Consider the following 20,081-nt stretch of genomic DNA (forward strand, 5'->3'; position numbering starts at 1 on the left):
GCCGGGAGTTTTTTCATTACCGGGTTTCCTTGAGCGAGGAATAAAATACCAGATAGCCGCTTTCCTGGGGATTTGCCGGCAGCCAGGAAGGGAGGGCATCTATCAGGGAGATTTTCTAACAAATAGATAATATTAATGTCTCTTATAGGAAGCACTGTGTGTAAAGATTATAATATTATTTTCTCATGGAATAAATTCTCATGTTTTGAAAATAACAATAAAAATTCAAACAAAATTCTATCGACACAGGCTCTGGATAACCCTATTAAGAAAATGGTCATGGGAGGATTGCGCTCATCTTGTTTTATTCATTAATCCCAACTCTTTAATGCCTTATGAATCCCCCTCATCATTCTTCCATTCCTACTTATCGCAAATGGTACTTTGGAGCGGGAGGCAGTGTCGGCGCGCAGGGCATGAGGGCAGTTGCGGAATCCGCGCCGCTGCCGTTTGAAGCGATCCGGATTCATGAGGAAAGGAACGTGGGGCCGCCGAGCACGCCGGCGGACGGCTACAGCGCGCAAGGCACGTTCACCATCCCGGAAGGAGCGGACGGCAAAAAACTTTACGGCACCTGCTCGCTCTTCCTGGGGGTGGACGACTGGGGGAGCCTGGAGGTAAAAGACTCCGGCGGCAAGGTGGTGGCGCAGGTGGATCTGAAGGAAAACCCGCAGACGGCGGGAGCGCAGGGGGGGCACAGCTACCACACGGGAGTCGGCGGGGCGCAGCTTCCCTCCGGCGCCTACACCTGGGAAGTCAGCCAGACCAACATCGACTACCAGCCGGCCAGCGGCAACACCTCCATCTGCAACTACAGCATCGACGTGGTTCCGACGGAGCCGGGGGGCAGGAAAGAGCCCGAACCGTGTCCCTGCGAAGGAAACACGTGCGACGAAAGCGGCGGAACGCCGCCCACCCCTTCCCGGTCGGGTCCTGGCGGGGCGGGAATGGAAAGCAACGTCCTGGGAAACTACAGCTCGGCGGGGTGCAGCGTGACGGCGGAAAGCACGGCCACGCTGATGTACTGGTCGTGCAACTTCGGAGCGTTCCGTGGGCTGGGAGGCATCCCCGCGGGGCGGGTGGAACTGAGGGCTGAGAAAAATACCTCCGGCCTGGAAAACCCGGCGTCATTGGCCTACAACCATCCCCTGAACAGCCGTCTGGACGTGCCCGAAGGGGGCATTGTCCCCGGAGCGCGGTTCACTCTGACGCAGGGCGACCGGGAAATTGCGATGCGCTGCTACACCAACGGCGCGGTGCTGCCCATCGGGGTGGACACGGGCGGCGGAGGGCGTGCGGCGCTGGTCACGGCGGAAGGCCAATCCTGCCTGCGCTGGGTGGTGGAAGACGGCAGCCAATACCTCTTCTCGGCGGAAACGGGAGAGCTTCTCTCCTACACCACCACCGACAGGCAGGTCATCTCCAACGCGTCATCCTATCTGGACGTCAGGCATGCCGAAGACGGCTCGCTGAGGCAGATATGGAACCTGTGGGACGGCCTGCTCAACGTGGAAAACGTCACCTCCACGGGCTACGCCATCGCGCTCTATACCCCTGGGCAAATCACCGGAACGGATGAACAGGGGCTTTATACGGTCACCGGAACACCCTTCAAAACATTTGCCCTCTCCCTGTCCGCGGACGGTCGCTTCACCATCACGGAACAGGCGCCGGCCAGGCAGCCCTACGCCGTCACCTGGTGGAACGGCGGCCTGGCGTGGAACATGAAGAAAGGAACGGGGGAAGACGCCGTCACGACCCTCCGCACGCGCACGGAACTGGAACCGGAAGACGCGGTCTGGCTGCTGGTCACGGAAACCTCCAAAAACGGAATCGTGGCGGCGCGCGCCTGCGCCATCTACCAGACCACGGACGTCGGCGACCTGCTGCTCGCGCTGACGGAAGGCTACCAGACCCCGGAGGCGCGAACCACGCAATACGGCTACGACCAGTGCGGCAGGCTCAAAACGGAAATGGCCATGGACGGCAGCCAAATTCATGACGCGTACGACCTTTACGGGCGCCTGCTCTCCCGCGACGAACCGTGGGCGGAAAGCGGGCGGCGCATCACGCGCTACACCTATGCCTATTCGGGAACGGACAACTTCAGCGGCGCCCCCGCCACGGAAACGGTGGACCTGCTCCCGCTGGAAGGGCATGTCAAAACGCTCACATCCACCACCTGGAACTACACGACGGCCAACCACATCAAAAGGACGGAAAAAAAGGTCACGGGACTGGGCGTGGCGGGCACGCGCCTGACGGCGGAAGAACAATGGCTGGCCGGCGCCGCCAACATCCATGCCCGCGGGCGCACGCGGTTCAGCCGGGACCTCAACGGCGTGCAAACCTGGCACGACTACGCGGCCGCGGCGGAGCACGGCGCCCTCTACACGGAAACGGTGGAAACGCGCGTCAACGGAAAAACCGTGCCGGGCCAGAGCACGCGCACCACGACGTGGATCACGGCGGAAGGGCAGCGCGTCCGGGAAGAAAGCTACGCCCTGCTCACCGGCGGGGAATGGGCGCTCACGGGCAGCGCCGTCTACGAATTTGACACGCAGAACCGGTGGGTGAAGCGGACGGCGGGCCATGGGCGGGTGACGCGGCGCGAGCTGATGTGCGACGGGCGCCTGCTGTGGGAAACCGACGAAAACGGCATCAGGACGGACTACGCCTACGACACGGCGCGCCAGCTGACGGAAACCACGCGTTCCGCCGTGATGGACGGGGAAACCGTCGTCACGCCGGAAACCATCACCACCTACGCCCGGGATGCGGCGGGGCGCGTGCTCTCCACGCGCCGGGACACGGGAGCGATGACCACGCAGGAAAGCGCCACCTACGACCTGCTGGGAAGAACCGTATCCGTTACGGACGTCCTGGGCCGAGTCACCGCCTACGCCTACAGCGGGGACGGCCTGACGGCGACGCGGACCGCCCCCTCCGGAGCCACGTTCGTCACGCGCAGCGCGCCGGACGGAACAGTCCTGGAAGAATCCGGGACGGGGCAACGGCACGTCATCTACGCCATCGACCTGGTCAGTGACGGCGTGCGAACCTTCACGAAAACCGTCTCCGGGGAAACGGAAACCGAGCTGCAGCGCAGCATCGTCAACGGAGCCGGGGAAACCCTGCGCACGGGCGTCCCCAACACCGTCGGCGGAGTCATTTACACGAGGCGCACCTACAACGCCAAAGGGCAGCTGATCAAGGAACAGACGGACGCGGGCAACGCGGCCACGACGATGGCCCCGACCCTGTGGGAATACGACGCCTTCGGCAACAGAACGAAAGAAACCTGGAAGCTGGCCGATCCGGCCACCGTGTCCAACTCGCGCATCACCGCGTGGAGCTACGGAGCGGAACTGGCGGAAGACGGCGTGTACCAGGTCGTCACGGCGACCAGGAACAACGGCCGGGGAACGACCTGCGACGAAACGCGGAAAACGCTTCTTTCTTCCCTCTCGTCCACGCTGGAAAGCAAAGACATTTCCATCGATCCCAGGGGAAATATATCCACGCAGTGGAGCGAGTACGGAGCGGGCGCCCTGCGGATGCAAAAGAGCAGCATCCCCACCTCCGACATCACGGCCACCGCTACGGTCATCGACGGTTTTATCATCTCGCAAACGGACCACGCAGGCGTCACGGCCACGCAGACCCGCGCCTACACGGAAACCGGCGTCATCTATGCCCATACGGACGGCCGGGGCAACACGGTCACGACGCGCACCGACCTTGCCGGGCGCACCGTTTCGGTGACGGACGCGGCGGGCAATACGACCGCCACAGCCTACAGCCCTTATTTCGACCTGCCTGCCGTCGTCACCAACGCGCTTGGGAATACGACGCGCTACGGCTACGACCTCCGGGGCCGCAACACGGCGCAATGGGGAACGGGAACCCAGCCCCTGCTCTTCGCCTATGACGAAGCGGACAGGATGACCGGCCTCACCACGTTCCGGGAGGACGCCGGCGACATCACCACGGATCCTACAGGGCGCACGGACGGAGACGTCACCACGTGGAGCTACGATGACGCCACGGGCCTGCTCATCCGCAAAACCTGGGCGGACGGGACGCATGAGGACACAACCTACAACGCCCTGAATCTCCGCTCCACGCTGACGGACGCGCGGGGGGTGGTCACCACCTGGGGCTACAACCTGAAAAAGGGGGTCAACAACTCCGTCTCCTACAGCGACTCCACGCCCGGCATCCAGTATGCCTACAACTATCTCAACCAGCTGACCCAGGTCACGGACGCTTCCGGTACGCGCGTGCTCACGTACACCCCCTACAACGAACCGGATACCGACGCCATTACCATCGAAGGCGCCTCCTGCCAGCTCCAGGAACACTACGACACTTACGGCCGCTCCTCCGGCTATACCCTGAAACAGGGAACCGGTGTCCTCCAGGAAGTCAGCCAGGGCTATGAAGCCGACGGGCGGCTGGCCAGCGCCGGAATCATGCACGGGGGAACGGAGCAACGCTTCGCCTACGGCTACCTGGCGGGAAGCAATCTGCTCTCCAGCCTCGCGATGCCCAACGGCATCGTCCGGGAACTTTCTTACGAACAGCGGCGTGATTTGCTCAGCGGCCTAGACTGCCGCCTGGGGGAAACCGGGCTCGTCTCCCGGACCCAGAGCTGCGACGCCCTGGGACGCCCGGTCACCCGCACGCAGCGGCGGGGAACGGAGCCTGCCCGAAGCGACAGCTTCAGCTACAACGGCAGAAACGAGCTCACCGGCGCTGCCCTGGGCGCCGCCCCCTACGGTTACAGCTACGACAATATCGGCAACCGCAAGACCGCGCAGGAAATAGAGGAGGAGTTTGCCTACGCGGCCAACGAACTCAACCAGTACACCCGCATTGAAGAAAATGAGGAAGCGCCTTTTGTTCCGACGTACGACGCCTCGGGCAACCAGACGCTCATCAGGACGTCAACGGGCATCTGGACAGTGGCGTACAACGCGGCCAACCGCGCGGTGAGCTTCACCAGCCATGACGGAGCGACCATCGTGGAATGTGGCTACGATTACCAGGGACGGCGCTACATGAAGAAAGTAACCCAAAACGGCACGGTCGTCAGCCATGAACGTTACCTGTACCGGGGTTATTTGCAAATAGCCGCCTTGGACATGCTCAACAGCCGGAACGTGATTCGAACACTGTTGTGGGATCCTCTGGAACCGACAGCCACCCGCCCCCTGGCCCTCATGCAGGGCGCTTCCCTTTACTGCTACGGCATGGACTTCAACAAGAATGTGACGGAGGTGTTCGACGCACAGGGAACGATCGCGGCGGTTTACGATTACTCGCCCTATGGACAGGCGGCTTCCACGGGAGACCTCGTCCAGCCCGTCCAGTGGTCCGCCGAGATGCACGACGATGATCTCGCCCTGGTTTATTATAATTACCGCTATTACACCCCCAGAGACGGAAGGTGGATCAATCGCGATCCCATCGCCGAAAAAGGAGGATGGAATTTGTACGGGTTTGTTGGGAATACGCCCATTTTAAAAACAGATATACTCGGCAGACAATTTCCTCCTGGTTCTGCTGGAGTCATAAATAATGCAATTAAATCGGCTGCAATAAATGCTACCCGTAACGTAGGATTAAATCAATGTGATGCCAAAGAGAGAGTAGCTAGTGAAAATTGTTGTGTTATTTATTACTGTATATTAAAACAACATATTTATTTTATAAACAATATACAGGGAAATTTCATTTGCAGAAACTGTAACGAACTGAAAGAATTAGAACAAAAATATGGTAGAACCCCAATAACCTGTTTATCACCTAAATACAAAATGGAAACAATGTATATTCCTTCTATCAAAAAGTAATTGAAATTAATTTATGAAAATTTTATTTATTATTTTATTTATTATTCTTCCTTTTAACTTAAATGCAAAAGAAAATAATATAATTTATGAAGTTTACGTCCCAAAAATAATTTCTGATAATATTCAAAAAATTATTACAAAAAGGTTAGAATTTATTTTTGGAGTCAAGCTATCAGTAGAATCAGAAAATGATAAATTAGAAAAAACTAGAATTCTATTGAGATGGAAAGGAGAAAATATAGAAAACAATGAATCGAACGATAACATAATTAAAAATACAAATATTTCTATTTTTCTAGAGAATGAAATCATCAATAATCAATCCGCATTGATTCCTGTCTACGCCACAGGTTTTCCTCCTTCATTAAGCTTTATCAACCATTCTCCTGTAAATCTATTTAATGAAGATATTGTGGAAATGTCTTACAAAAATGATGAGAAAGATCCTAAAAATGTTATTCTTATTATAAATCTTTCTGAAAAAGGAATTTCCAAAGTGAAAGAAATAAATAAATTTCATAGAAAAAATGAAATTAATTTTGCTGTATTTCATTTATCAAGCGGCTATATTCACAAATATTTAATGTACGGATTATTTGAAAATACAATATCCATAAAGGCTCCTATTAAAGATGTATTGTTGACTATAGCTTGTTTTAAATATCCATTACCTGAATACAGAAATTCTGATAAATAAATACTTCGTTTTTTCATAGCAAGATGATGAAGAAAAGCCGCTAAGCCTACATGGGACAAAGATATAGCAAGTAGCCGCCCTGGACATGCTCAACAGCCGGAACGTGCTCCGCACGTTGTTGTGGGATCCTCTGGAACCGACAGCCACGCGCCCCCTGGCCCTCGCGCAGGACGCTTCCCTTTACTGCTATGGCATGGACTTCAACAAGAATGTGACGGAGGTGTTCGACGCACAGGGAAATGTCGCAGCGGCTTACGATTACTCGCCCTATGGACAGGCGGCTTCCACGGGAGACCTCGTCCAGCCCGTCCAGTGGTCCGCCGAGATGCACGACGATGATCTCGCCCTGGTTTATTATAATTACCGCTATTACACCCCCAGAGACGGAAGGTGGATCAATCGCGATCCCATCGCCGAACAGGGAGGATGGAATTTGTATGCGTTCCTCGGTAACAGCACTCAAGATCAGGTTGATAGATTGGGGTTGGAAGATAAGGAAAAAGAATTTCTTGGCTATATTTACGATCAAACTTTAGAAGGAACAGACATATACATTTGTGAAACAACAGGATTGAAAATAAATGACAAAATTTTAAATAACACAGTTACAGCATCCATGAACGCTTTCAAGGAAGCTAATAGTGCTAATCAAGCGGCAAGCAATATTAGATATGCAAAAGATTTTAGTAAAAAAGTATCTAAACTTTATAAAGTAACTCCCGGAACAAAAATTCCCGGAGTAAAAATTTCTGCAGTTGAAGATATAATTGATTTTGTCTATATAAAAAGAGATGAAAAAGTTGCGTATCAACAATTTTATGAAGCAGCGACACGGTATCAAACGCTGAAGAAAAAGACATTCTCAAGTTGTTTTGAATTATGCGTGGCCATGGGAGAGTATGCAAAAATATTTTTAAAAAATGATTTAGGAAAAGGAATGGTTAAATTTTCTACTGATTATTGTATTTCTAAATGTAGTAAAAGACATAAGACATTAGATTAATAAAACATGAAAAATATCATCAATATATTCATATTTAGCTCTATAATAATAAATACAGTCCAGGCACAGGATGATATAGCAACCTTAAAACAGATAATTCAGTCCACAGATTTATTTCAAGATTTTCCTATAATAAAATTTATAGATACTAATAAAGAGCTAAATGATACTAAAAAATATACACAGATACCATATTATAGGGATAGATTTGAAGCTTGGAAAAATATTCGAATAGCGACATCTGGAGTTATCAAATTCAAAAAAGGCAATGTAGTAGGTAGATCATATGATGTTATTCAAATAGACCAGCAAACAGGAAAGCCTGTTCCAAGTTTTTGTATGTTTGGTGGTCGAGATGCTGCAATTTATATATATCAAGTTTTGAAAATCGGACAAACCATGTATTTGTGCCACCAATGGTACAATGAATTATGGGAACCTGCTCATAATGAATGGGGAATATCCAGTGTAATAATCAAACACAATTCTCTACAAGACAGAGCTATTATGTTCTTTTTGGACAAGGAAAAAAAATCATATGCCTTACCATGTGGAGTTGCCTCAGCCTTGTATGAGAAAAAAAATCAAAAGATTGTATTAACATTTTTTGATCGTAAAAATCGGCTTACTGAGCTGAATAATGAAGAATACCGTATTTCTAAAATAGAAGCTTCATATGATAATGACGATATAACATGTTATCTGAATGATGAAAAAATTGATATGCAATGGTCCAAAATAGGAAATTGGAAAGAAATGATGATTTATAATTTATGGACTTATGGCAACGGAATTGATTGGAAAAATTGACACTCCCCCACCCAAAGCCAGGATGCCCGATTGCCTGCACGCAACGGCGAAGAACGGACCAACTTTTGTTGGAAGTTCCGTGGCGATGTTTCCATTGAAATTATTAATGAAGGAAATGAATTTTATATAAATGCTATATAAAGCAACTAATACAACATCTGCTACTTCATTTTTTTATTACCCAATACCTAGTTGGTCTTCTGGCTATCCAATGGGAAATTGGACACAAGTATATATTTGGAAAGAAAAAAAATAAAACAATAAACAAAAAATTATTTCAATTATGCCCCTAATATCTTGTTTTTTATTAATTTATTTATCATCCCTTTTCATGTCTATATATAAAAGATTCAGATATATCTTTTATTTTTAGTACTATATCTATCATTATAGGTTGCATTCCTATTGTTTTGATTACATTCATAATTTGTTTTGAGCACGGAATAATTTTAGGCATTTTTATAGGATTACTACTGCTGTTATTATTATTTATAAACAAAATAATTAAATTTCTTTTTGAAATATTAAAACAAAAAAAAATACAACAGAAAACTCATCATTAACTATATTTCATTTTAAATATCCATTACCTGAATACAGAGATTCCGATAAATAGATACTTCATTTTTCATAGTAACACGATGGAGGAAAGTCGCTAAGCCTACATGGGACAAAGATATAGCAAGTAGCCGCCCTGGACATGCTCAACAGCCGGAACGTGCTCCGCACGTTGTTGTGGGATCCTCTGGAACCGACAGCCACACGCCCCCTGACCCTCGCGCAGGACGCTTCCCTTTACTGCTATGGCATGGACTTCAACAAGAATGTGACGGAGGTGTTCGACGCGCAGGGAGATGTCACAGCGGCTTACGATTACTCGCCCTATGGACAGGCGGCTTCCACGGGAGACCTCGTCCAGCCCGTCCAGTGGTCCGCCGAGATGCACGACGAAGAACCCGCTCTGGTTTATTACAATTACCGTTATTACAACCCCAAAGACGGCAGGTGGATCAATCGCGATCCCATCGCTGAAGAAGGAGGATGGAATTTGTACGGGTTTGTTGGGAATGTTTCTGTTATATATGTTGATTATTTAGGTTTTGAAGTTGAAGATGATATTTCTTCTGGATTTTCTGGCCTAGTTCAATGCGAGAGAGATTTCATTCGCAAAGAACTCAAAGCAGGAAAAGTACAAAACAAATTATTAAATAAAATTGGCATATATGATTTTAAAATACGTGTAATTTTGCAGAATAAGAAATGTGTAGGATGCTGTAAAAAGAACGGAAATAAAGGTTTTTCAAAGGCGGTATCATTATCATTTCAAATGGAAAGAGAAGCAGGTTCTGCTGCTTTGAATATTTTTAATCTTGCAGAAATCAGAATAGGATGGTATGGGAGATTAGGAACAACAGGAGGTATATCAGCAAGTTATAGTTCCTGTAGCAATACTGTTTCTGGGGGGGATGTGTTAATGGATATGCGGAACTTGGGTTAATTGCCAAAGCTGCAAGCCGAATAGGTTCCTTAGAAGTTGGTGCTAGAGGGGGGGATTAACTTTAGAGCTTCAGTTTGTGTGACTACTAATTTGGATAAGTTTCAAGTTAAAGGGAGAGGATGTGTATCATTGCGTGCTCGTGTTTGGGCTAGTGCAAAAATTTGGCCTCTTGGGAAAATAGACTATAACCATGAGTGGCAAGACCAGTATTGCTCCCCATGGATTCAATTATTGCAATAATATAGTAACCACATGATTAATAATCAAAATAAGAAGGATATTGACTGGCGAAAACTACAATTTGGTGCGACTTTATTAGATACAAAAGAAAATAAAAGAGTTTTATCCTTAATTGATAATTCTACATATGACACGATAGGTAGACTTCATTACTTCGTAAAAACAGGCAAAGGCGAAGGCAAGATAGGAGAAAATAAAATTAAGATACTTCAAATTGATCCACATTCCTGTTGCATTAATACCACAAAACAAGTATATTGCATATATCGGTCAGATAATGCAAAAATTCGACTTTCCTATAAAGCAAATCAATATATTGATTTTTTTCTTCAAGAAGATTTAAATTTTAGATTCATACGAAAAGTACTAGTATTCGATAATAGAAACCGTCAGTTTGAAGTTCCTATTTCCAGGAATCAAACCATATTGTATTTTTTACGAATGATTATTGGTTTATTATCGTTCGGCCTTTTAAAACAACCAAAAATGCCTATCATTCCACCTTCTTTTGACGCTGATTATGATATGGAGAAAGCTCTTGTATTTGGAGTTATTGCCATACAAATGATCTATTACCCTTTTGATTATGATGACTGGTCATAATACACAGTTAGTAACGGTAGGGTTAAGGTGCGGCCAGGCATTAATCAACACCTCAACGGACATCTAGACGGTTGGCGTACGCGCGACGAGTTTCACCAGCCATGACGGAGCGACCATCGTGGAATGCGGCTACAATTACCAGGGACGAAGGTTCATGAAGAAGGTGACGGTTAACGGCACGATCACCAGCCACGAACGGTACCTGTACCGGGGTTACCTGCAGATAGCCGCCCTGGACATGCTCAACAGCCGGAACGTGCTCCGCACGCTGTTGTGGGACCCTCTGGAACCGACAGCCACCCGCCCCCTGGCTCTCGCGCAGGGCGCTTCTCTTTACTGCTACGGCATGGACTTCAACAAGAATGTGACGGAGGTGTTCGATGGAGATGGACGTATCGCGGCGGCTTACGACTACTCCCCCTATGGACAGGCGGCTTCCACGGGCAGTCTCGTCCAGCCCGTGCAGTGGTCCGGCTAGATGCACGACGATGATTTCGCCCTGGTCTATTACAATTACCGCTATTACAACCCAAAAGACGGAAGATGATCAATCGTGACCCTATCGCTGAAAAGGGTGATTGAAATTTGTATAGGTTCATCAGAAATAGAATCAACATGGAAATAGACTTATTAGGAAAAGATAGATACATATCGCAGTTAATACCTAATAAAATATTCAGTACTTCATATACATTACATGTAGGGGCTACTGTTGATTTATGGAATAAAGATAAACAAACAGAAATATGGCGTAAAATTGAAATAAAAAAACTGGGATCCATTTAACTAATCCAGAAATCATACCTTATTCCACTGTTGAAGATATAAATATGCTTAAGGAATTAAGCAAGATATAAAATTACTTTCTACGTATAATATATTACAAAGAAATTGTCCAAATTGATTCCATAAGTCTATTTGGTATGAAAAAAAATACAACCGTTCATAAATAATTATGAAAAACGTAAAAGAAATTGTTGAAACAATGATATCATTTGATATCTTCTTTCAAGAAAAAAAATTTAAGAAAAGCAAATCTATTTTCAGCTATATTTTATTTGTATATTTATTTTTTGGATGCATGCTTATTTTACCTGATGACTATAGATTTTTTGTGCTGCCGGGCAAATATGCCAGTAACATTGATGATAAAAATCTCAGATGCATTTTATTTCTATTTTTAGCATACTTGTCATATATTGTATCATTCTTCAGCTGGTACGAATGCATCAAAAAATCAATATCCCTGTTCATCATTATTTATTTTTTCCCTATGTATGTTATATTCTTTTTATATTGGAATATCTTACTAAATCAAATAATTAAGGCTCATGCCTAGCTGAGAGATTCGTTTTTCAAATTTGTTAAAATGAGTTGGTAGATCCTTATTGTGCCAATAATAAAATCTATATTCCGTTTTTTTGAGATGAATAGGAAATAATGGTAATACACAATCTCGAATTTACTTAATCTTGTTTTAGCAACATTTCAAAAGTTTTCAATGCCGTGAAAAAGTAATAGTTAATTTCTACAAACAAGTGGATTTTCTGTATTAACGGATGATTTATAATATTATTTTGGACTTTAAAATATTATTTGATTATATACCGCGCGGTGAGCTTCACCAGCCAGAATGGAAACACGATTATTGAGTGCGGCTACGATTACCAGGGACGACGCTACATGAAGAAGGTGACGGTTAACGGCACGGTCGCCAGCCATGAACGCTACCTGATACCGCGGCTATTTTTAGACAGCGCCCTGGACTGCCGAACACCGAACAAATAGGATAAACAAAGAAGAACCATCTATTTCTGTTTATCATAACAAATACCATGCTTGATTTTCTCGTTCTTCTTCTGGATATCCCGTGCCTTCTTGCCGATTTTTCCCCTCGCGCCAAACATAAGGGAGAATCACTGTACTGGCGTTTCCTGGGGATTTTTTTGCTGGCGGCAGAACTGGCCATTCTATTTTTATGGGATATTACGGAAAGCATGTCCGCTCTTGCAGCCTGTATCACTCTGGGCCTCTGGCTGATCGCTCATCTCTCCATCCGCGCCTTCAGGAACAGGAAAAACGTAAACGGCCCCTCCGTCCTTTCCGCTCCGCCATTTTCTTCACAGGCACCACAAAGAAATGAAGCTCCGGCCCCGCATCCCCTTGAAAGAAAATAGCTATATAATATATTTATTTTCAATAATTTTCAATTATATCTCCGACTTTTTGTCATACAATTTTCTTCTTTTTGAACGGATGTTCCTGTTTGGGGCTCTAACCTGCATCAGCAACAAACCGGGCGACGGGAGGTAGAGAGACCGCCGCCCATTATGGGGAGTTCTGAGTTTCATAGGTAATATAGTTGGATAAAAAACCCGCACGGGGGAAACCCTGTGCGGGTTTATTCATCCCCCCTCCCGTGAGGCCGGAAAACAGGGCCGGAACAAGCCGCAGAAAATCATGGCTGAACCAAATTAAGGCTTGAGAGTTGAAGGCATCTCGCTAATCTGGCTTCAGCAAGAATCATCTGTTATCATGGTCACCACGAACGAACCGAATATTTACGAAACGGGAGTACTGGACTCCAATGCGGAAGGCAATTTTGTCTATACCACCCTGGACGCCGCCATCAACTGGATTCGTAAAAATTCCCTCTGGCCCATGCCGATGGGGCTTTCCTGCTGCGCCATTGAATTCATGGCCGTGGCCTGTTCCCGGTATGACCTTTCCCGCTTCGGCTCGGAAGTAACGCGTTTTTCCCCCCGCCAGGCGGACGTAATGATTGTAGCCGGCACCGTCACTTATAAAATGGCCCTGGCCGTCCGCCGCATCTGGGACCAGATGCCGGAACCCAAGTGGTGCATCGCCATGGGCGCGTGCGCTTCCACCGGCGGCATGTTCCGCTCCTATTCCGTGCTCCAGGGCGTGGACAAGATTCTCCCCGTGGACGTTTACATTTCCGGCTGCCCGCCCCGTCCGGAGGCTATTCTGGAAGCCCTGCTCACCCTGCGCAAGAAGATGGATACCCAGCAGCCCGCACGCACCTTCTTCAAGAAGGAAGAGCCTCGCGAAGCCAACGCTCCCGTCCCGGTCAACACGGAAATGCCTCTTGAGTAAGTTTTTTCAAACGTTTCTTCCGTTCCACTTTTACCATTTTTTCTCCATGCTTTCTCTAGAATCACAGATTAAAACCGCCGCAGACAACGCCCAAAACCGCTTTGGGAAAGACGTCATCACGGGCCGCTACGAATTCCGCGGAGATATTACGCTGACCGTCGCGCGCCAGGCTGTGGCGGATGTCGTCCGCTGGCTGCGGGATTCCGCCGGGTTTGATATGCTGGTTAACCTTTCTTCCGTGGACAATATGGGGGAAAGCCCCCGCTTTGAAGTCAACTACACGCTGACGCAGTCGGAAACAGGCGCGAACCTGAGCCTCAAGACGAAGGTGGACGACGGCGAAGAAGTGCCCAGCGTCACGGAAATTTTCCAGTCCGCCAACTGGCACGAACGTGAAGCATGGGACCTGATGGGCATCAGGTTCTCAGGCCATCCTGATTTGCGCCGCATTTTGATGTGGGAAGGCTATCCTTACTTCCCCCTGCGAAAGGATTTCCCCGTTCAAGGCGTACCTACTGAACTGCCGGGCGTCGCCTTTACGGAGGCGGCTCCCACCCAGGGAGCGCCGTTCGCTACGGAACAAGGCCGCTGCCCCAGCGCCTGCCGCGAACCCCGGTCCCATAAATTCTAGCCCATTTTCCAGCCCCGCAAGGCGGGGTCCCACCCATGACCCGACTCCCCTTCATCCTGCCCATATGCATCATCAGCCTGCTCAGCGGCTGCCAAGACGCCAACCCGGCAGAACGGGAATGGAAGGAGCAGTTATATAAAAACCTGGCCATCGTGGGGGCCAGAAACTGGATTGTCATTGCGGAATCCTCCTTTCCCGCCTACACGGGAACCGGCATCAGAACCATGGTTTCCGATAAAACGTCGGACGAAGTGCTTCTGGATGTGCTGAATATGCTGGAGGAGGAAGCCCACGTGGTGCCCCGCATCATGATCAGCTCGGAGCTGCGCAGCGTTACGGAGGACTATGCTCCCGGCATTAAGAGTTACCGCAACAATATCAATAAAATGCTTCCTGGGCGCCAGCATTTTGAACTGATGAGCCGCACGATCAATTCCCTGATCGAAGACGCGGCCAGGCAGTTCAACGTGCTGGTCATTAAAACCAAGACATCCCTGCCTTATTCCAATATTTATATAGAACTGGATTCCGGATACTGGAATTCGGAATCGGAAACGGCACTCCGCAAGTCCCTGGAAGCCAGGGACGCCGCCAACCGCCGTGCGGCCCAGGACAGAGTGCTGGACGTGCCCCTGGTTCCGGGAGCCGCGCCCGCGCCACAGGGCGTCAAGGAGAACCCGCCATTGCCGGGAGCCCCCGCCTCGCCCACGGACAACCTGCCGGAGCTCCCGCGGGAAAACCGCCAACCGGCTTCCCCCTCCGGAAACAAGGCTCCCGGCGAGCCTCCTCCTCCCATCAGGGATCCTTTGGGAGGGAAAACCGCCATTGCCAGATTTTCATGAACCATCATATGGACAAGGCTACAGAAGAACGCCTCCGCGCGGAGGCATGGGTAGGGGACGCCATTCTGGCGTTGTACGTCAGGGAATGGATTCTGGCGGAGGAAGGAGCAATCAACGGCAAGCTTTTCGTAGAATTCACCAGCAATGATTTTCTGCGCCGCACCGGCAACGCCACAGGCGTGGAAGCGGAGATAGGCCGCACTTTCAAAGCAGGCGGCCTGGAAGCAGCTTATGCATGGATTGAACACCATTTGAAGCCCCGCATGGAAGAACGCTGGCACACCCTGCGCAGAAAGGCCCTCCGGTAAACTGCCGCTGCCATGCCCGCCTCCGGAACACCCCTGCCCTGGGACCGTGGCAACGGCCCTTGCGTGATGGCCCCGCCCCATTTGAGAGGCTGGGCGGAAGAGGCCGCCGCCTTTCTTTCCCGCCGGGGCATGGATGGAATCACGGCTTTCGCCACCTCCGGCTCTTCCGGTTCGCCTCCCAAAGCCATTTTATTCACCCGCCGCGCTCTGGACATATGCGCGCGCGGGGCATTGGAACATCTGCATGCGGAAAACGGGGACTGGTGCTGTCCGCTGCCTGTCTGGCATGTGGGGGGCGCCATGATTTATCTGCGCGCGGCCCTGGCCGGAACCGCCGTCCATACGCTCCGCGGTAGGTGGTGCCCGCAGGCCTATACCGACCTGATGAGAAGCTCAGGAGCCAGATGGTCCTCCCTGGTTCCCACGCAAGTAGTGGATCTGGTCCGCCTCGGCCTCCGAGCGCCTTCCACCGCCGAGTGCATTATTGTAGGCGGCGGCGCGCTGGACGCGGAGACGGGACGGAAAGCGCGCACCCTTGGCTGGCCTGTAGTGCAGAGCTACGGCATGACGGAAGCCGGCTCCCAATTAGCCACGGCCCTTCCCGGAAATTCCTACCACACGGACCGCCTCTCCCTTCTGCCCCATTGGGAAGTTCAGACAGACGAAAAGGGCCTCCTGCGCTTCCAGGGGGAAGGAAAATTGTCCGGCCGTCTGCTGACGCAGCCCCATGGAGGGTTTCTCCTGGAACGGGTCGCTCCGCAGGAGTGGTGGAGCACCCGCGACCTGGTGCGTCTGGAAGGGCGTTTGCTGACCTTTCTGCGCCGGGCGGACAGACTTGTCAAAGTTCTGGGGGAACTGGTGGATCCAGATGCCGTCCAGGACGTTTTGCGCCGCAGCGTTCCGGAGGCTGTCGTGGAGGCAGTTCCACATCCGCGCGCCGGAATGGAACTGGTTGCCTGCGGTCCTTCCGCCGCCCTTCTGGAGCAGGCCTGCCGCGCATGGAATGCGGCGGCCCCAGGCCCCCAGCGCATCCGCGCCGTTATGGAAACGCCCATCCCTCTCACAGTCATGGGAAAGCTGGACAGAAACCGGCTGCGTTCCCAGTTGAGCGATCATCCGGAACAACTGAGGAAAATTTAATAAAAGTCCATTTTCCAGGGATATTCATCAAAAGAATCCGGACCGGACGGAAGAAAGAAATACGGCGGGCTTGGAATCCCTCATCCCTTTGTCCACTTCATTCATCCCGTCCCCCCGGAAAGCCATTTTCCTCCGCCTTGCGGGCTTCCGCATACATCTCCGGGACCTTCCTGTCCGACTCCATTTATTTTCTTAAAAAAAGAACGTGACATGACCAATAATTAAACATTCAGACACGTGAAAAACGCTTGTAGAGCAGAGGTTTTTCCTGCTAGAAAAGAGTTGATCCATGCGAGCCCGTCTTTTGCTTATTCCCTTTATTTTTTCCGGTCCGGCTTATGGCCAGGACATTCCATCCGCCACAGCGGCAAATCCTCCCGGGCAGGAGGAATACGTTCCGGTCCGGGATCTTTCCCAACTGCCTATGGACGGCGGCTGGACGTACGGGGAAGTGCTGGACAAAGCCGCTGCAGGAGACTTTCGGGCCAATATGCTGGCCGGGGAATACTGGATGGGTCTTTATTACCTGAACCGGGGAGACCTGCCGCTGGCCTGCCTGGAACATATGCAGCATTTTTTCCGTAACGCGGCCACGGCATCCGGCCATCCGGCTCCCAAGCTCATGATGACGGATCCTTACGGGATTTTCGGGATTTTCAAGGCGCACCCCATGCAGCCAGAACACGCGGAATGGCTGGCTGGCTGCCGCAAGCTTGCGGAAAAGGGAGACATGGACGCCATCACGGCCCTGTACACCGTCACGGATCTTCCGGAAGCCGAGTTGAGGCGCTACCTGGCCCCCCTGGAAAAGAAGGCAGCTTCCGGCGATCAGGATTCGCTGGCCCAGCTCGCTTTCATCAAAGTGGACTGGCTGAAGGAAGACCCCGCCAAAGCTATCGAGCCCCTGAAGAAATACCGGAAAAACGCCAAACCGGTTCTTCTGGCGCGAACAGGGGAACTGGCCCTTGCCCTGGACGGCGGCCCTTCCGGCACCGGTAAGGACGGCAGGGAATGGAGGGACACGGCCATTCAATTCCTTTCCCTGGCTGCGGAAAAGGGGCACGCGGGAGCCATGCGGCTTCTGGCGGAAATGACGAAGGAGACCACCCCGGCACAGGCTGGAAAGCTCTTGGCGGAACTGCGCTCCAGAGGGGATCTGGAAACTCTGCTGGCGGACCTTTCCGCCGGCATAAAGAAAAAAACGGGTGGAGGGAAAAGCTCATCTCTCCAGCCTCTGTTTGATCAGGCCAGGAAACTGGGCAGCAATAACGCCTGCGCCTGGTACGCCCAGTTGATTTCCGAAGCGCGGCCCCCGCAGGAACGGGAGCTGCGCAAAGCGGCCCTGGATCTGCTGTCCCTTCATGACGAACGGGGCATGCCATACCTGAAGGAACCGCTTTCCTTTCCCCCAAAAAAACTCCACCAGCTTCCCCCCTACGCCAAGACGCATAAGGAGCTTGAGCTGGCCTCCCAGCTGGGGGACGCAGATTCCAGCGTACAGTTGGGCGAGCTGTGGAAGGAGGAACTGGCCAATACACAGGATTCCGTAGGGAAGGCCCACGAAGCGCGGGAAAATATGCGCGTATGGTACAGGCAGGCGGCGGAGGAAGGCCATCCCCTGGCCAGGCTGCGCCTAGCCCAGATGGAAAACCCGGACTTAATGGACAAACCGTCCGCAGAACCCGCCAGAACGCTGTTGAATGATTGCCTGGCAAAAGCCGCCGCAGGAGATTTTATCACGCTGAAAGGAATTTCCGAATACGCCACGCCGGAACAGTGGGAACAGCTGACTGCCGCCCTCCGCAAAAAAGCTCAGGGGGGGGACGCCCGCAGCCAGGCGGACCTGGCATACCTGATGTTATTCAGTTACAGGAGCGAAGAATCCGGCTATCCGGAAGCCCTGGCCTGGGCCCGCCTTTCCGCCGGACAGGGAGATCCCTGCGGCATGTACGTGCTCGGCCGCGCCCTCATTTATGAATTCGGCCTGGAAAAACGCATGGCCGAGGGGGATTCCTGGATGTTCCGGGGAGCCTTGAAAGGCCATGTGGACGCGGCGGACATGTGGAGTTCCAATAATGAAAACCTACAGCCTTACAGCGCCATGATGCACGGTTTGGCGGCACGGGGACATATTCCTTCCCTTCTTTTCCTGGCCAACCAGGCAGCCTATCCCCAGAATACGGGGGAGACGACGGTCCTGGGCAACGGTTCCCCTTCCGCCTACCAGCAGGTCAAGCTGACCCTGAACGGCGGGGACGCCAGCACTCCGCCGTGGCTCCGGAAGCCGGAACAGAAAGGTAAGGAGGAAGATGCTCAAGCGGATGCTGGAGCCGTTCCTCCCTGGATGACCCCGTCCGGCAGGGAACGCCAGGCCCCGGCCCCGAAAACCATCAATCCGGAAGCCGTGAAATTCTGGGAACAGGCCGTGGAACTCGGCAGCCTGACAGCTCTGGACGAGCTGGCCAATTATTATGAAACCGTGGCCGGGAATGTTCAGGAGCCTGCGGAACGGCAGCAGCTCCTGGCCTCTGCCATGACGGCGGCCACCGCCCTGGTGAAAAAGGAGGACGTACGCGGATTCAAGAGGCTGGCCCGCTATTACGAACTGGGCATCGGCGTGCAGCCGAACAGGGAGCTGCACAAGGATTATGTGCTGAAAGCCGCGGAAACCAGAGACCCGGAGGCTCTGGTGGAGAAAGCTCGCCTGCTTATCAAGGGAGAGGATATGGAGCCGGATCCGAAAATGGCGCTGAACATTCTGACCGACCTGGAACAGAACCAGACGCATGCGGTGTCCGGCATGCATTTCCTGCTCGGCTACTTGCATGAAGAAGGTCTCGGCACCCCGCAGGATATGGCGCTGGCCTATCAGTTTTACGTCAAGGGTGCGGAGCAGGACGACGCCAAGTGCATGAACAACCTGGGGTCCATGTATGAACGTGGAACCGGCGTAGCCAAGGACTTGTCTGAAGCCCGAAAGTGGTATGAACGGGCGGCGGAGCTGGGTAATGAAGACGCCCTCGCCAATGTGGAGCGGGTGAGGGAAAAACTCAACATGAAGAAAAAATAGACTCCTTTCCCGCTCCGGGAATACCACGGAATGGCGGTGGAGCACAAAGCTTTGGCCGAAGATTTTCCTGCAGCCGGCAGAAAAGCGCGCAAAGCGGGCGCGATTTTTTTAAGCGGCCCCTTCCTGTTTCAAGGTAAGCAAATGCCTTTGAAATTCGCGCGTCTTTACAAATAGCCGTCCGTCGCGGCACGGATACGAGAAACGCCTTCATCCGGGCCATGCCGCGCCGGGCCGGGAGGGCTCTCTCCAAAAACGGAAGCAGGA

15 protein-coding genes are annotated in these 20,081 nt (G+C 51.2%); all 15 read left to right on the forward strand.

All coding sequences use genetic code 11. The features are described from left to right. Positions 1 to 335 precede the first annotated feature (335 nt). Positions 336 to 5,858 carry an RHS repeat-associated core domain-containing protein gene (locus CI070_RS06470; protein ID WP_256943530.1) on the forward strand — a complete coding sequence of 1,841 codons (5,523 nt, stop codon included), beginning with the start codon at positions 336 to 338 and terminating at the stop codon, positions 5,856 to 5,858. 13 nt (positions 5,859 to 5,871) lie between these two features. Next, positions 5,872 to 6,555, forward strand: a complete 684-nt coding sequence (locus CI070_RS13080) for a hypothetical protein (RefSeq protein ID WP_143245554.1) — start codon at positions 5,872 to 5,874, stop codon at positions 6,553 to 6,555. Between the two features lie 193 nt (positions 6,556 to 6,748). Further along, on the forward strand, positions 6,749 to 7,558 hold the full coding sequence (locus tag CI070_RS06475) for an RHS repeat domain-containing protein (protein WP_094136075.1): 810 nt from the start codon (positions 6,749 to 6,751) through the stop codon (positions 7,556 to 7,558). A 6-nt stretch (positions 7,559 to 7,564) separates the two neighbouring features. Continuing rightward, complete coding sequence (locus tag CI070_RS06480) at positions 7,565 to 8,368, forward strand: hypothetical protein (protein WP_094135960.1); 804 nt, start codon at positions 7,565 to 7,567, stop codon at positions 8,366 to 8,368. Between the two features lie 808 nt (positions 8,369 to 9,176). Beyond that, positions 9,177 to 9,866 carry an RHS repeat domain-containing protein gene (locus CI070_RS06485; RefSeq protein ID WP_218824056.1) on the forward strand — a complete coding sequence of 230 codons (690 nt, stop codon included), beginning with the start codon at positions 9,177 to 9,179 and terminating at the stop codon, positions 9,864 to 9,866. A 252-nt stretch (positions 9,867 to 10,118) separates the two neighbouring features. Next, complete coding sequence (locus CI070_RS06490; protein WP_094135962.1) at positions 10,119 to 10,709, forward strand: hypothetical protein; 591 nt, start codon at positions 10,119 to 10,121, stop codon at positions 10,707 to 10,709. A gap of 118 nt (positions 10,710 to 10,827) precedes the next feature. After that, positions 10,828 to 11,187, forward strand: a complete 360-nt coding sequence (locus CI070_RS13555) for a hypothetical protein (protein ID WP_218824889.1) — start codon at positions 10,828 to 10,830, stop codon at positions 11,185 to 11,187. A 1,118-nt stretch (positions 11,188 to 12,305) separates the two neighbouring features. Beyond that, the gene (locus CI070_RS13090) at positions 12,306 to 12,497 is read left to right on the forward strand and encodes a hypothetical protein (RefSeq protein ID WP_143245555.1); all 192 of its coding nucleotides are present in this window, start codon (positions 12,306 to 12,308) and stop codon (positions 12,495 to 12,497) included. 47 nt (positions 12,498 to 12,544) lie between these two features. Further along, a complete protein-coding gene (locus tag CI070_RS06505; protein WP_094135965.1) occupies positions 12,545 to 12,886 on the forward strand; it encodes a hypothetical protein in 342 nt (113 codons plus the stop codon). Between the two features lie 358 nt (positions 12,887 to 13,244). Further along, on the forward strand, positions 13,245 to 13,826 hold the full coding sequence (gene nuoB, locus CI070_RS06510; protein ID WP_094135966.1) for an NADH-quinone oxidoreductase subunit NuoB: 582 nt from the start codon (positions 13,245 to 13,247) through the stop codon (positions 13,824 to 13,826). Between the two features lie 46 nt (positions 13,827 to 13,872). After that, positions 13,873 to 14,457 carry an NADH-quinone oxidoreductase subunit C gene (locus CI070_RS06515; protein WP_094136076.1) on the forward strand — a complete coding sequence of 195 codons (585 nt, stop codon included), beginning with the start codon at positions 13,873 to 13,875 and terminating at the stop codon, positions 14,455 to 14,457. Positions 14,458 to 14,492: 35 nt separating this feature from the next. Then, complete coding sequence (locus CI070_RS06520; protein WP_094135967.1) at positions 14,493 to 15,299, forward strand: hypothetical protein; 807 nt, start codon at positions 14,493 to 14,495, stop codon at positions 15,297 to 15,299. Further along, on the forward strand, positions 15,296 to 15,607 hold the full coding sequence (locus CI070_RS06525) for a hypothetical protein (protein ID WP_012421181.1): 312 nt from the start codon (positions 15,296 to 15,298) through the stop codon (positions 15,605 to 15,607). Before CI070_RS06520 ends, CI070_RS06525 begins: the two co-directional genes overlap by 4 nt. Before the next feature lie 12 nt (positions 15,608 to 15,619). Next, complete coding sequence (locus tag CI070_RS06530; protein ID WP_094135968.1) at positions 15,620 to 16,747, forward strand: AMP-binding protein; 1,128 nt, start codon at positions 15,620 to 15,622, stop codon at positions 16,745 to 16,747. A gap of 289 nt (positions 16,748 to 17,036) precedes the next feature. Then, positions 17,037 to 19,817 (forward strand): tetratricopeptide repeat protein, encoded by a 2,781-nt coding sequence (locus CI070_RS06535; protein ID WP_094135969.1) that lies wholly within the window; start codon positions 17,037 to 17,039, stop codon positions 19,815 to 19,817. Positions 19,818 to 20,081 lie beyond the last annotated feature (264 nt).

It is taken from the genome of Akkermansia muciniphila (genome assembly GCF_900184965.1).
In the GTDB taxonomy this organism is placed as follows: domain Bacteria; phylum Verrucomicrobiota; class Verrucomicrobiia; order Verrucomicrobiales; family Akkermansiaceae; genus Akkermansia; species Akkermansia muciniphila_A.

What these genes read in the sequence shown, in the direction of transcription:
- CI070_RS06525 (WP_012421181.1), top strand. Translation starts at nt 15,296, where the DNA reads ATGAACCATCATATGGACAAGGCTACAGAAGAACGCCTCCGCGCGGAG.
- CI070_RS06505 (WP_094135965.1), top strand. Translation starts at nt 12,545, where the DNA reads ATGCTTGATTTTCTCGTTCTTCTTCTGGATATCCCGTGCCTTCTTGCC.
- CI070_RS06485 (WP_218824056.1), top strand. Translation starts at nt 9,177, where the DNA reads ATGGACTTCAACAAGAATGTGACGGAGGTGTTCGACGCGCAGGGAGAT.
- CI070_RS06520 (WP_094135967.1), top strand. Translation starts at nt 14,493, where the DNA reads ATGACCCGACTCCCCTTCATCCTGCCCATATGCATCATCAGCCTGCTC.
- CI070_RS06470 (WP_256943530.1), top strand. Translation starts at nt 336, where the DNA reads ATGAATCCCCCTCATCATTCTTCCATTCCTACTTATCGCAAATGGTAC.
- nuoB (WP_094135966.1), top strand. Translation starts at nt 13,245, where the DNA reads ATGGTCACCACGAACGAACCGAATATTTACGAAACGGGAGTACTGGAC.
- CI070_RS06480 (WP_094135960.1), top strand. Translation starts at nt 7,565, where the DNA reads ATGAAAAATATCATCAATATATTCATATTTAGCTCTATAATAATAAAT.
- CI070_RS06515 (WP_094136076.1), top strand. Translation starts at nt 13,873, where the DNA reads ATGCTTTCTCTAGAATCACAGATTAAAACCGCCGCAGACAACGCCCAA.
- CI070_RS06490 (WP_094135962.1), top strand. Translation starts at nt 10,119, where the DNA reads ATGATTAATAATCAAAATAAGAAGGATATTGACTGGCGAAAACTACAA.
- CI070_RS06530 (WP_094135968.1), top strand. Translation starts at nt 15,620, where the DNA reads ATGCCCGCCTCCGGAACACCCCTGCCCTGGGACCGTGGCAACGGCCCT.
- CI070_RS06475 (WP_094136075.1), top strand. Translation starts at nt 6,749, where the DNA reads ATGGACTTCAACAAGAATGTGACGGAGGTGTTCGACGCACAGGGAAAT.
- CI070_RS13080 (WP_143245554.1), top strand. Translation starts at nt 5,872, where the DNA reads ATGAAAATTTTATTTATTATTTTATTTATTATTCTTCCTTTTAACTTA.
- CI070_RS06535 (WP_094135969.1), top strand. Translation starts at nt 17,037, where the DNA reads ATGCGAGCCCGTCTTTTGCTTATTCCCTTTATTTTTTCCGGTCCGGCT.